A 12825-nucleotide genomic window follows, 5' to 3' on the forward strand; every position below is an offset into this window, starting at 1 on the left:
GGCGGGGAGTGCAGGCCAGACGCTATTTCCCCCGCGCTGTCATCAGCCTCCGGTAGAGCACCGGCAGCGAAATCACCACAATCAGCATCGCGCCGACGATGACTGACATCACAATCCCCGGCACGTTCAGCAGGCTGAGGCCGAAGGTCAGCAGACCCATCAGGAAGGCGGCAATAATGACGCCGGTCATGCTGCCTGAACCGCCCAGCACGCTGACGCCGCCGAGCACCGCCATCGTAATCACGCTCAGCTCCCAGCCAAGCGCCAGCGTCGGGCGCGTACTGCCGAGCCGTGACGTCAGCAGAACCGCCGCCAGCCCGGACATCACGCCGACCAGCACAAACAGCGTCAGGTTGTGGCGCTTCACGTTAATGCCGGAATACCAGGCCGCCACCGGATTATTGCCGATGGCGTAGGTACGGCGGCCAAAGTTGGTTTTGTGCAACAGGAAGTAAAAGACAGCGCCCAAAACCAGAAATAACGCGAACTCAAACGACAGCGGCCCCCAGACATAACCCTGCCCGAACCACGCAAAGCTGGCCGGATATTTATTCAGTGACTGATCGCCGAGCAGCACATACGTGATGCCACGGAACAGGCTCATGGTCCCGATGGTGATCACGATCGATGAGAGATTCAGGCGCGTTACCAGCAGCCCGTTAATCAGCCCGCACAATAATCCCACGCTCAGCCCGACGCCCACCAGCGCCGGTGTCGGCAGACCGGCCTGCGCGCAGAATCCCATTATGGTGGAACTCAGCGCCATCGTGGAGGCGACGGATAAATCGATTTCACGGGCGATAATCAGCATCGCCATCGGCAGAACAATGATGGCCTTTTCCGTGAAATTGAACGTCGCGTCGGACAGATTCCAGATATTGAGGAAATACGGCGAGGCGAGGGCGTTCACCACGAACACCAGCAGCGTCACCACCAGCAAAAATCCTTCCCAGCACATCAGGCGGCGGAAGAAGGGCGTCACGGCCATCGGCACACTTTCCCGTGCAGGCGTGCGCGAAGTTAAGGTCTTATTCATGATCTGGCCTCTGATTCAGATCCTGATGCGTGGACGGAAGGAGAATGGCGTAAAATCAGTCTTCCTTTACGTTTATTGCCGCGTTCGTTCAGGATCACCGCGATAACAATCACCGCGCCCGAAATGGCCATCTGCCAGAACGGCGACACTTCAATCACCGGCAGGGCGTTATTGATGACGCCGAGGAACAGCGCGCCGAGCAGGCAGCCCACCACTGAACCGATGCCGCCCATGGTGCTGATCCCGCCGATGACGCAGGCGGCGACAATCTGCAATTCAAAGCCGTTGGCGACGTCCACGTAGGCGACGGCAAAACGAGAAATCCACAGGTATCCGCAGAAACCCGCCAGCGCGCCGGACAGGCAGAAGCTGATGAACTGCATTTTTCCCGCGTTGATGCCGGTGTAATACGCCGCCGTGGCATTGCCGCCCGCGGTATATAACGCGCGGCCTGTGCGGCTGTAGCGCAGGAAATACGCCACCAGAATCAGCGCGGCAATCGCGCACCAGCCGAGCAGCGGCAGGCCAAGAAACGGCGCGCGCGGCAGGCTGAGGAAATCCGGGCTCATCTGGTGTGCGTTAATCCAGCCGCCGTTCGAGAGCAGGAAAATAATCCCGCGATAAATACTCATGGTGCCCAGCGTCACCACAATCGGCGGGATCCCTACTTTCCAGACCAGCAGGCCATTAACCGCGCCCATGATCAGGCCGAGAACCGTCGCCAGCACGACCAGCGACCACACCGGAATGTCAGGGTGATGGAAGTTGATCAGCGCAACAATCATGCCGGTGAGCGCCAGATTGGCGGCCATCGACAAATCAATGCCCTTGGTCAGCAGCACCATCATCTGGCCGAGCGCCAGGATGATCAGAATCGAGGTGTCGTTGAACATCTCAAGCAGGTTTCCGGCGCCGATAAACTCCGGTGAGCGTGCGCCGACGCCGAGCACCATCAGGACAATCACCACCGCCAGCAACAGCTCACGGTACTTGAGTAAATTCTTGATCATGCCGCCTCCTCGCCCGCGCCGCTGGCGGCACTGACAATCATTTCGGCGGTCGCGTCACCCGCGTTGAATTCCGCCACCATCAGCCCTTCGTGCATCACAATAATTCTGTCCGCCATGCCCATGACTTCCGGCAATTCGGAAGACACCATAATCACCGCCAGCCCGCGTCCGACCAGCTCGGACATAAACTGATGTACCGCCGCTTTTGAACCGATATCAATCCCTTTGGTGGGTTCATCGAGAATGATAATGTCCGGCTGCGTCGCCAGCCATTTTGCGATCACCACTTTTTGCTGATTACCGCCAGAGAGCGTGCCCACCGGTTGTTTCCAGCTTGAAGCTTTCACCTGCAACCGGCGCGCATAATCATCGGCCAGCGCCCACTCTTTTTTATCATTGAGCACGCCGCGCGGGTTGAGCTGACTGAGCTGCGGCAAACTGATGTTCTGGCTGATCGGCAAATCGATGATCGCGCCCTGATTCTGGCGCTCTTCCGGCACATAGACGATTCCCGCGCGGATGGCCTGAGAAGGGCGGGTGAAATGATGTTCTTTGCCGTGGATCAGAATCTTGCCGCCGCCCGGTTGCGTCACGCCAAACAGCGCCTGCATCAGCTCGGTTCGTCCCGCGCCGACCAGCCCGTAGAATCCGAGAATTTCGCCCTTGCGCAGTGAGAAACTGATGCCCGCAAATTCGGTCGGATGGCTGAGATTCTGCACCTGCAACACCGTTTCACCCGGTTCGCAGTTCACTTTCGGATACGCCTGGCTGACTTCGCGCCCGACCATCATCGTGACCATCTGCTGCTCGCTGATATCACTGATTTTGCCGGAGCCGACATAACTGCCGTCGCGCAGCACCGTGTAGTAATCGGAAATCGCGAAAATCTCGTCGAACTTGTGCGAGATAAACAGGATGGCTTTTCCTTCATGTTTCAGGCGTTCGACAATCTGATAAAACTCCACGATTTCATGCTGCGACAACGCCGCCGTCGGTTCGTCGAGGATTACCACCTGTGCATCAAACGACAGCGCGCGGGCAATCGCCACCATATGGCGTTGCGCGATGCTCAGTTCTTTCAAAATGGCATGCGGATCGATGTTCACTTCCAGACGCGTCAGAATATCGCGCGCCTGCTGATGCATCGCCGGCCAGTTCAGCCGCTTGAAAATCCCGCCGTAAACATAGTGGCCGACGAAGATATTTTCGGTCACGGAAAGCTCATCAAACAGCACGGTTTCCTGATGGATGGCGGTAATACCGACTTTGTGCGCGGATTCCGGATTGGGCAGTTTTATCGGAATCGCTTTATAGCGCAGCTCGCCTTCTTCCGGCTGATAAATGCCGGTCATGACTTTCACCAGCGTGGATTTACCCGCGCCGTTTTCGCCAATCAGGGCCGTTACTTTTCCCGGATACAAATCCACATGCACGTTATTCAGCGCCCTGACGCCCGGAAAGACCTTGCTGATGCCCTGTAATGACAACAGCGGAGTCGTGGAATCTGTCATTTCGTTTCCCCTGTCTGGCTAAGTACAACAAAACGGCTCACCGAAAAACGATGAGCCGCCGTCAGGATCAGAATATTTTCGAGAATTTGTCGATGTTGCTGGCGTCGTAAACAAACGGTTCAGCCATCGCGCCGCTGCCGTCCGCGTCCAGTTTCACTTTACCTAAACGTCCCATGCTGGCTTCGGTTTTGGTGGCGGTGCCTTTGACCAGATCGTCGGCCAGATAGGTTGCCGCGTAACCAAGATCAATCGGGTTCCAGATGGCAAAACTTTTGGTCGCCCCGGATTTCACCGCACCCGCCATTTCAGACGGCAGACCGAGGCCGGTGACGTAAACTTTGCCGATTTTGCCCTGATCTTTCACCGCCTGCGCGGCCGCCACGATGCCGACGGAAGACGGAGAAATAATCACTTTCAGATCCGGATAAGATTTCAATAAGCCGATAGTTTCGCGATAACTTTTATCCGACAAATCATCGCCATACGCCACAGTCACCAGATTGACGGAAGGATACTTTGGCAGCACCTTTTTCATCTCGGCAATCCACAGATTTTGGTTGGTCGAGGTAGGTGTGGCGCTGAGGATCGCGACATCCCCTTTTTCGACATTCAGCGCTTTCAGTGCATCGGCGGCCAGTTTGACGTTGGTTTCGCCGATCAGCGCATTGTTGGACGGATTCAGGTGGATCTGACGGCCCTCTTTGGCGACGCCGGAATCCCAGGACACCACTTTAATGCCGCGCTGCATGGCTTTTTTCAGCACAGGCACCAGCGCGTCCGGGTCATTGGCGGAAACCGCAATCGCATCAACACCCTGTGCAATCAGGCCGTTCAGCACTTCAATCTGCGCTTCGGCGGTGGTAGTGGTCGGGCCGGTGTAAATTACTTTCACATCACCCAGCTCTTTCGCTGCCTGCTGCGCGCCAACGTTTGCCGCTTCAAAGAAACCGTTGCCCAGTGACTTTGCCACCAGCGCAATCTTCACTTCTGCCGATGCCGCGCCTGCCAGCAGGATGCTGCTCGCGATCAGGGTGAGGCTCAGTACGTGTTTTAATTTCATTGTTTGTACTCCGCATAAGTCTGCATAAAGTTTAACGACCAAAAATTGCCGACGCGCCAGGCGCATGATCACGACTCTAGGAGGTTGCTGAGGATCTGACCTTTCCGCGAGTGCCAGTTCTGCGCTAACTATGGCAAAGCTGCAAAGGTTTAAGAGAACAACCTCACAAATTGATAACAATCTTGTTTCGACCCATGGAAATGCCCCGAAAAAAACCGATTTCGGGCAGGGAAAAACCGCACTGAAAGAGGGCGTAAACCTGCGTCATACGCCGGATTGCGCAAGATTGTGCCGGGAAAGAAAGGTTTTGTTCAAAAGCGGCTGGCAGATCACAATTTCAGCCCGATGACGGCGTCAGTGACGACTAAGATATTACGATAATGTTAATAAGGAGTCGGAAATGACCGTGTTACGCAGTAGTGAATATTTCCCTTCAGGAGATTTTCCGGTCGCCATTGAACCCCGTTACCCGCAGGAAACTTTTCCTGAACATCATCACCAGGATTTCAACGAGATTGTGCTGGTCGAACAGGGCACCGGGACACACGTTTTTAATGACCATCCGCTGATCCTCAGTGCAGGCAGCGTCTGCTTTGTGCGCCACTGCGATCACCATCTTTACGAAGATACCGACAATCTGCATCTGACCAACGTTCTGTACCGTGGCCCGAATGCGTTTCGATTCCTCAACGGGGTCAGTGATTTACTGCCGAAGGAAGTCGATGGCATTTATCCGGCGCACTGGCGCATCAGCCCGAACCAGGTGACGCAGGCTAAAACGCTCATCGACCTGCTGGCGCGTAAAACGGTCAGTCAGACGCCGGAATCCCAGGCCCAGCAGGAACTGTATTTCATGCAGCTTTTATTGTTGCTGCGTCAGGGCAGCCGTGACGTCGGGTATCGCGGGCAGGGTGGCGACCTGAATAATCTGCTGGACTGGATGAACGAGCATTATGACGAAGAGATCAACTGGCCGGTGCTGGCGGAACAATTCTCGATGTCGCTTCGCACATTACACCGTCAGATGAAACAGCAAACCGGCTGCACGCCGCTCAATTATCTTAACCGCCTGCGGCTGCTCAATGCGCGCAACATGCTGCGTTTCAGCGACAGCTCGATCACGGACATCGCGCATCAGTGCGGTTTCTGCGACAGCAATTATTTCTCTACACTCTTTAAGCGCGAATTTGGGTATGCACCCCGCCACGTCCGTCAGTAACTACCCGGCATATTCCTTTCACAAATGCTCAATTTTCAAAAATGTTATGTCGTGCAGACCGATCATGACATTTTTGCCATTTCTCAAAACCAACTGGCAATCACGGAAAGGTAAAAACGTCACGGATAGAACAGGCTGTTAGAACTTTACAAAAAAGAGCTTATTTTTTAACAACTCGTTCATCATCCCTCTATCCGTTCTTTGGAGATTTCTGACATGGGCACAGTTCAAAAACGTATGTACATCAACGGTGAATTCGTTGAAAACACCGGCGGTAAGTGGATTGACGTGGTCAATCCGGCCACAGAACAGGTGATTTCGCAGATCCCTGAAGGCTCTGCCGAAGACGCGAAAAAAGCCATTGATGCTGCCGAAGCGGCGCAAGCGGGGTGGGAAGCGTTGCCCGCAGTGGAACGGGGCGTGTGGCTGCACAAAATCGCCGCCGGGATCCGCGAACGCGAAGCCGAACTGACAGAAACCATTATTGCGGAAGGCGGCAAAACCTACGGCCTGGCGCAAACCGAAGTGCTGTTTACCGCCGATTATCTCGATTACATGGCCGAATGGGCGCGCCGTTACGAAGGCGAAATCATTCAGAGTGACCGTCCAAACGAAAATATCTTTGTGTTTCGCAAAGCCATCGGCGTGACCACCGGTATTTTGCCGTGGAACTTCCCGTTCTTTCTGATTGCCCGTAAAGCCGCACCGGCACTGATCACCGGCAACACCATCGTGATCAAACCGAGTGAAATCACGCCAAACAACGCCATTATTTTTGCAGAAATCATCCACAAAATCGGTCTGCCAAAGGGCGTGCTGAATATCGTCACCGGCTACGGGCCGGTTGTCGGGCAGGAACTGGCCGCCAACCCGAAAGTCGGGATGGTCAGCCTGACCGGCAGCGTGGCGGCGGGTATCGCTACCATGACCGCTGCGGCGCAGAACGTTACCAAAGTCTCGCTGGAACTGGGCGGGAAAGCCCCGGCCATTGTGATGAATGACGCGGATTTGGATCTGGCGGTCAAAGCCATCGTCAGCTCACGCGTGATCAACACCGGGCAGGTGTGTAACTGTGCGGAACGTGTTTACGTGCAGGAAGGTGTGTACGACGAATTCATTTCGCGGATCAGCGTGGCGATGAAAAAAGTGACCTTCGGCAATACCGCTGAACAAAAAGAGTTGGATATGGGGCCGCTCATCAGCGGTGCGGCGTTAAAACGCGTCGAGGACAAAGTGGCGAAAGCCGTCTCGCAGGGGGCGAAAGTGCTGCTGGGCGGCAAACGTCACGGCGACAAAGGCTTCTTCTATCAGCCGACGGTGCTGGTGGATGTAAAACAGGATATGCCGATCATGCATGAAGAAGTGTTCGGCCCTGTGCTGCCGGTCGCGACATTCAAAACGCTGGAAGAAGCCATCGCGATGGCCAACGACAGCGAGTATGGTCTGACGTCTTCTATCTATACCTCCAATATCAACACCGCGATGAAAGCGCTGAAACAGCTGAAGTTCGGGGAAACCTATATCAACCGCGAAAACTTTGAAGCGATGCAGGGGTTCCATGCGGGCTGGCGTAAATCCGGCGTCGGCGGCGCAGACGGCAAACACGGCTTGCAGGAATATCTGCAAACCCACGTCGCATATCTGCAATTCCATTAATTTCTGCATGAAAACAGCCGGAGCGGGGGAAACCGGGTTCCGGCTTTCTGTATCTCAAGACTACGGCCATTAATCCTTCAAAACATCCGCTTAAAATAACTTCGATAAATAAAACAAATCCTATCTGATACAATGAGTAATTAGAATCTGATGCACCTAAGGTCTGCATCATGCGTGTCCTGAATATATCCTGCGAGCGAGCACGACAAAATGAGCGTGATACAGAGCCTTATCAAACAAGCCTTTGGCACCGGTAACAGCAATGAAGCGGCCACTTTTCTGGCCAGCGCGTGCAACCGGATGAAGGCAATGGATAAAACGTCTATCGCCCGCGAAGTGGAAAGCGCACTCAGAGGCGTCAGTTTAAGCCGGGCTGAAGGCGATAAAGCCAAAGTCAAAACCGTTTTTAAAGACACCGCCGTCACGCTCGAAAAACTGGCATCACTGGAAAAGCAGGTGCGCAGTCTGACCCATGAACTGGCCGTTGCACGCAACCAAACCAGCAGCGGGAATAAAGAAGACGTTCAGCGACTGGAAGGAGAATTATACCGTCTGAATACGCGGGTCAGCGAACTGCTGCGCCAGGCTGAAATACAGAAAAAACAGCACGCTGACGAACTGGCGCTGATGCGCGCACGTCAGCAAACTGCCGGGAATTCAGTTTCCGCCGAGCTGGAAGAGTCCAGAAATCTTGTCGCTTATATGGGCAGTCAGATGGCGGCGATGGCCGCTGCCCGCGACAGGCTTCAGGAGCAGGTGACCGGGGAAGAAGACAAACGCCACGCGGCTAACCGTCGTGCCGACGGTAATTACGCCTTGCTCGGTCAGCAGAAAGAACTGACGGCTGAGGCTAACCGTAAAGTCACGCAACTGCGTGCCAGTCTGAAACTGGAAGAGTACGAAGGGCAGAACGCGAAGAGTGAAAAAGCGAAACTGAAAAAGCAGCTCGCGGAAATTCAGGAAGAAAATAGCCGTCTGGCAGAGCGCGTTCGCGATAACGAAGAAGATTGCGAACGCCTGAGCCAGGCGCTGGATCGCACGAATCAGGAATTCGCCGCCTACAAAGCACAAAAACAGCGTTTAACCCGCTGGATCCATATTCCCGGCGCGATGATGGGGATCGCCGTTTCGGCGGTCATACTGTATACCGGCGCCCAGCCGGGACATCTCTATGACAGCCTCGCCCCCGCCGCCTTCCTCGGCTGCGTGGTGTACGCGCTATCCCACATGATCGCGTACACCCGAAAAGCATAACTTTTTATATGCAGCGCCGGAAATGGCTGCCACAACTCAGCAGGGATCTGGCCCGGAAAAATATTTCCTGCAAAACAGGCATAAAATATTACCGGGCCTGATTTAGTCTGCTTATTTAAGCGCAAACATTTGCCATGCACCTTTGATATTTTTCAACTCAATATTACTGATTATGCAATGGTTGGGGTTACCCGGCTGCGGATCCGTGGACACCGTGGCATTTTTATTAACCAGCGTGGACGCATTGGTGCCTCCTGCCTGTTTTAAATCTTTAGATCTGCCGGTATCCGTTTTAATTAACGCTTCGACTTTAGCCTGATCAACGCCGGAATTCGCTTTAGAGCATAAGGCCGAGACGTTTTGTAAGGTGCCCGGATATCCATCCTGGCTGGCGTAATTCGCATCCGTATTAGCCGCACCGTAACGGACTACTAATGCCCCTTTAGGCACGTCGTTAACTTTTGCAAAAGATGACGCGGAAACCAGCAAACCAGCAGCAATAACGAGCATATAATGTTGTTTCATTTGAACCTCGCTAACAGATTGTTTTAAAGACATATGCAGGAAATCTGCACAGGTCACTTCACAAAAAATGGCCGAGGACAGATCGCAAAACAGATCATCTGCTTCGGGAATCTAACGCTAAATAATTTGTACAGAATCTTTATTCTCATATCAGATTTCGGGCATAGGCATCTCCTGATTGTGATATTTAAACTGACGGCATTCAGCCCTTTACAGGTATTTCATTACGGCACATAAATAATCTCAAACGTGGTGGTCTGGTTATTACGCTCCACTTTTCCTCCGTCGACGTAACGAATTTGCAGGTCATAGGTATATACGGGTTTTTTATCCGGATGCAGGATGAGATCAATGACCGATACTTTTACGATGGCGTCGTGATCCGGATTCGTTTTATTCAATTCGAAAGTTTCATTCCCGATATTGACTAACATACGCTCGATCGGACGTGGCCCGGACGAACTGTAGGCCTGGGGATCACTTTTGAACGTAAGGGTATTGGAAATGTCCACGGGCGTGGACTGTGTAATAAAATCGAGCGGTTTATCCTTATATTTGTCATCCAGCGCAATTTTCACCGGCAATTTATCGGGATTGAATCCCTTGAACTGAACCTCCAGCTCCCCTTTGAGTAACAGGCTTTGCGGTGATTTTGAAAACAGAGCATCCCAGATTGTCACAAACTGACTGACCGGCAGGGTGAACGAATCTGCGACGCCGCTCTGCAGGTTAATCAGCGCCTTCTTTTCCTCTGTTTTACCCGCGGGCAATTCCAGCTGTAATGCCAGCGTATCGGCATTGGCAAACGGGATCAGTTTTCCGTCAGGATGTTTCGGGGTGAACTGGTCTCTGGCGTTGGCAATCCGCGCCTGGTTCACCTTAGGCAGTAAAAAGTAGTCCATCGTGACGGTGACCTGATCCAGTTTCGTGGCGTTATCAGGGGCTGAAAATGAAAATGAGAGCATCGGTTTAAGGTCTGTGCCAAGACCAACCTCAAAGGTATCAGGCAGGTAATACAGGTAATTCTGGAGAACATAGTCCTGATAATAGTTGTAGGTCACATTCTGAAAAACCAGCGGCAGAAGTTTCAGTTGCAGTCGGGCGGGTGGCGGCAGAATGCCCTGATAAATATACGGATAGTAGTTTTCCGCGAAGTAGAAAACTTTAGGATCGGTGATCGTATTGGTAATGCTGTGATCGGTTTTGAGTGCAACGACCAGCGTGGTTTGCGCATCAAAATCAGACAAGGCGCGCAGCAACGCATCACGCTGTGCCAGCTCGTTCAGCTCAAGCTCTGCCTGATAAACATTTTCCGTTTCAGTCTCCATCACTTTGTCAAAGACCAGTTCTTCGGCATTGCCGAAGGTGCTGAAGCTCAGCACAACATAAGGCGTTTGCGGAACCGGCTGGCTCAGCGCGAAGTTCAGCATCATCTTCCAGCTTGTGCCGTCGGTGCTGGTCGCAATTTCGTAGCGGGTTTCTCCTGAGATGATTTCGGTACACACTTTGGCGGTCAGCGCATCGGCCAGCACCGCCTGGGCAGCCCGGTAGCGCAGGTGTTTTCCCTCTGCAACCGGGAACTGTTCGCGAGCGTTTTGCAAAATAATTTGGTTCAGCGCCACCAGGTTATTAAGAAATATATTCATGGTTTTCCTCAGCATATTCAGTTTGAGCCAGAGATCTGAACTGATTCAGGCAGGGAGACGTCCAGAGATAGCGCCCGTCATGCCGGCGATAAAGCGGGCTTTCCCGTTGTCCTGCGGGCAATTGCCAGCAGGAAAGTGCATTAATCAACGGCGTGAGTTGCGGGATCCCCGCTTGTCGGGCGTAAATCAGTGTGGCCAGCCATTCCGCAGGGTGGGCGTAATACGGGGTTAATGCGCTGAGCCGGTCGAAGTCACTGCCGCTCCATTGCACCGCCTGATTCAGCATCTGAATAATGCGCGGATAAGAGGGCGGCAGAGGACTGCCTTCATCCGTCAGCCTGTGCAGCAAAATCAGCGCATTGGTGTTGACGCAACAATCGAGCTGAGAGAGTTCGTTCTCATCGTGCATCCAGGTATAAAAGCTCTGACACTCAGCCCACTGGTTTTGCGCGGCTTTCAGGCGGGGATCCACTTTCCGTACCTGATAATTGTTCATATGAGAAAGCGTCTGCCGGGCCTGCGCGAGCGACAGTCGGCCAGATTTATAAAGCAGTTCGGTAATAATGGCCGTGTCATCAATATCGGCACAGATTTTCAGGTTCGCCATCCACTGAGGATGGGCGGCGGCTGGCCAGAAACTGAAATGGTGCGGACGGGTTTCACAGGTTGTCAGGAAACCGAGCGCCTTTTCAATGTAAGGAGCCGTCTGCGCGGTGTGCTCCAGCGTGCGTAAGATCTGCGCGGTCACAAACGCATTTTCATCCTGATGCCAGCGCCCGTCGGGTGTTCTGACATACGACACAAAAGCACCGCTGGCAGACTGTTGCGCCAGTAAGGCTTTCAGGCTGACCCGGGGCGTGTGTACTGACGGCGGCGATGGTCTGACCGGCAATGTCTCAAAATGACTATTCTGCGGGCTGAAAGTGCAGCTGATGGCACGGCTTTCCTGCCTGTCCACCGAAAAGCCCACCACGTTGAACTGTATGGGAATTTGCTCAGTAACCACCCGTTGCAGTAAAGGCAGCTGGTGGTCATTTTGCGTCAGCAGGTTCTGAACTGCGGGGAAAACCCGCTGATTATCACCAAAGAAACTTGCCGCCATCACAAACAGCGTGAAGCTTGCAGGCTCTGCATCCTGACCATAAACCAGACTAAAACCGTAGGTTGTCGCCGGAAAAACCTGCCCGTTCAGGGTTTGTTGTACGGCCTGCTCCAGCAAGGGCTTCAGCGCAGGCCAAAGCGATTCACAGTCAAAAAAACGCATGACCGCCGCAATGTCAGCGTGCGTGATGTGCGCGCTATGCCATTGGAAGTAATACTCACGCGGCGAGGCGGATTGCTGCGGATATTCGCCGGTCATCAGCAATGACAATCCGGCTTCCCGGCAGGCGGCGAGGGAGAGATTCTCCATCGCGCCGGGCCAGTTCGTTTCGTCAAAACCACCGGACTGCACCTCGGAATAGATCTTCGTTTTCATCCCTTCAGGCGTATATTTTCGCCCCAGCCAGGAGCCAAACCGCAGCGGTTGCGCGCTTTGGTTTTGCATTATGGCTGCCGCATCAAAACGAATGTCAGCGTCATTCTGCGAAACCGGCGCAACTATCTGCCGGTAATGGCGGGCAAACGCGTCTATCCGGCGATCTTCTGCGTAATAAGGTAAAAAGGGATCCAGAGTGCAGGCAAGCGCCTGCGGTTTTGACGTCGAAACAGTAAATTCAAGCGGACAGCCGTTGTAGGCCAGCAGGCTGGTATTAAAAGCCGTCGCTAAACCGCCGGATGCCAGACGTGCCTGCGTGAAACGGGCAATTTCCGCGGTCAGCGTTGCCCGCAGATAAGGCGCTTCCCGGCAAAGTGCGTTGACCAGGGCGTTCCATGCCACTGGGATTACGGTGTTAAGTTCGACCATTG

Annotated in this window: 11 protein-coding genes; 4 read left to right on the forward strand and 7 right to left on the reverse strand. The window is 53.7% G+C overall.

The genetic code is table 11. From position 1 onward, the window contains the following. Positions 1-22: 22 nt before the first annotated feature. From J1782_RS02975 to rhaS (J1782_RS02990), 4 genes are all read right to left on the reverse strand, one after another. A complete protein-coding gene (locus J1782_RS02975; protein ID WP_152326813.1) occupies positions 23-988 on the reverse strand; it encodes an ABC transporter permease in 966 nt (321 codons plus the stop codon). A gap of 44 nt (positions 989-1032) precedes the next feature. Continuing rightward, positions 1033-2046: an ABC transporter permease gene (locus J1782_RS02980; RefSeq protein ID WP_217152383.1), complete on the reverse strand. Its 1014-nt coding sequence runs from the start codon at positions 2044-2046 to the stop codon at positions 1033-1035. Beyond that, positions 2043-3557, reverse strand: coding sequence for a sugar ABC transporter ATP-binding protein (locus tag J1782_RS02985; RefSeq protein WP_217152384.1), 1515 nt, complete (start codon positions 3555-3557; stop codon positions 2043-2045). The genes J1782_RS02980 and J1782_RS02985 overlap by 4 nt, the downstream gene beginning before the upstream one ends. A 67-nt stretch (positions 3558-3624) precedes the next feature. Then, the gene (gene rhaS / locus J1782_RS02990) at positions 3625-4617 is read right to left on the reverse strand and encodes a rhamnose ABC transporter substrate-binding protein (RefSeq protein WP_104925188.1); all 993 of its coding nucleotides are present in this window, start codon (positions 4615-4617) and stop codon (positions 3625-3627) included. A gap of 130 nt (positions 4618-4747) precedes the next feature. Here rhaS (J1782_RS02990) and J1782_RS02995 point away from each other — a divergent pair, with 130 nt between their 5' ends. The 4 genes from J1782_RS02995 (at position 4748) to J1782_RS03010 (ending at position 8746) form a co-directional block, all read left to right on the forward strand. Then, positions 4748-4966, forward strand: coding sequence for a hypothetical protein (locus J1782_RS02995; RefSeq protein WP_193333159.1), 219 nt, complete (start codon positions 4748-4750; stop codon positions 4964-4966). 51 nt (positions 4967-5017) lie between these two features. Next, entirely contained in the window at positions 5018-5836 is an 819-nt protein-coding gene (gene rhaS, locus J1782_RS03000; RefSeq protein ID WP_152326680.1) for an HTH-type transcriptional activator RhaS, read from the forward strand. Positions 5837-6052: 216 nt separating this feature from the next. Further along, on the forward strand, positions 6053-7492 hold the full coding sequence (aldA, locus tag J1782_RS03005; protein WP_152326679.1) for an aldehyde dehydrogenase: 1440 nt from the start codon (positions 6053-6055) through the stop codon (positions 7490-7492). Between the two features lie 210 nt (positions 7493-7702). After that, entirely contained in the window at positions 7703-8746 is a 1044-nt protein-coding gene (locus J1782_RS03010) for a hypothetical protein (protein ID WP_217152385.1), read from the forward strand. Positions 8747-8857: 111 nt separating this feature from the next. Here the strand turns inward: J1782_RS03010 and J1782_RS03015 are convergent, their stop codons facing one another. From J1782_RS03015 to J1782_RS03025, 3 genes are all read right to left on the reverse strand, one after another. After that, on the reverse strand, positions 8858-9304 hold the full coding sequence (locus J1782_RS03015; RefSeq protein ID WP_217152386.1) for a hypothetical protein: 447 nt from the start codon (positions 9302-9304) through the stop codon (positions 8858-8860). A gap of 191 nt (positions 9305-9495) precedes the next feature. Then, a complete protein-coding gene (locus J1782_RS03020; RefSeq protein WP_217152387.1) occupies positions 9496-10917 on the reverse strand; it encodes a hypothetical protein in 1422 nt (473 codons plus the stop codon). Then, positions 10901-12823 carry a hypothetical protein gene (locus tag J1782_RS03025; protein ID WP_217152388.1) on the reverse strand — a complete coding sequence of 641 codons (1923 nt, stop codon included), beginning with the start codon at positions 12821-12823 and terminating at the stop codon, positions 10901-10903. The genes J1782_RS03020 and J1782_RS03025 overlap by 17 nt, the downstream gene beginning before the upstream one ends. Positions 12824-12825 lie beyond the last annotated feature (2 nt).

It is taken from the genome of Rahnella sp. BCC 1045 (assembly GCF_019049615.1).
Lineage (GTDB): Bacteria > Pseudomonadota > Gammaproteobacteria > Enterobacterales > Enterobacteriaceae > Rahnella > Rahnella contaminans.

Bases quoted from the DNA above. Each gene is read 5' to 3' on its own strand.
- rhaS (WP_104925188.1), bottom strand. From the start codon at position 4,617: ATGAAATTAAAACACGTACTGAGCCTCACCCTGATCGCGAGCAGCATC.
- J1782_RS02995 (WP_193333159.1), top strand. From the start codon at position 4,748: ATGGCAAAGCTGCAAAGGTTTAAGAGAACAACCTCACAAATTGATAAC.
- J1782_RS02980 (WP_217152383.1), bottom strand. From the start codon at position 2,046: ATGATCAAGAATTTACTCAAGTACCGTGAGCTGTTGCTGGCGGTGGTG.
- J1782_RS02985 (WP_217152384.1), bottom strand. From the start codon at position 3,557: ATGACAGATTCCACGACTCCGCTGTTGTCATTACAGGGCATCAGCAAG.
- rhaS (WP_152326680.1), top strand. From the start codon at position 5,018: ATGACCGTGTTACGCAGTAGTGAATATTTCCCTTCAGGAGATTTTCCG.
- J1782_RS02975 (WP_152326813.1), bottom strand. From the start codon at position 988: ATGGCCGTGACGCCCTTCTTCCGCCGCCTGATGTGCTGGGAAGGATTT.
- J1782_RS03015 (WP_217152386.1), bottom strand. From the start codon at position 9,304: ATGTCTTTAAAACAATCTGTTAGCGAGGTTCAAATGAAACAACATTAT.
- J1782_RS03025 (WP_217152388.1), bottom strand. From the start codon at position 12,823: ATGGTCGAACTTAACACCGTAATCCCAGTGGCATGGAACGCCCTGGTC.
- J1782_RS03010 (WP_217152385.1), top strand. From the start codon at position 7,703: ATGAGCGTGATACAGAGCCTTATCAAACAAGCCTTTGGCACCGGTAAC.
- J1782_RS03020 (WP_217152387.1), bottom strand. From the start codon at position 10,917: ATGAATATATTTCTTAATAACCTGGTGGCGCTGAACCAAATTATTTTG.
- aldA (WP_152326679.1), top strand. From the start codon at position 6,053: ATGGGCACAGTTCAAAAACGTATGTACATCAACGGTGAATTCGTTGAA.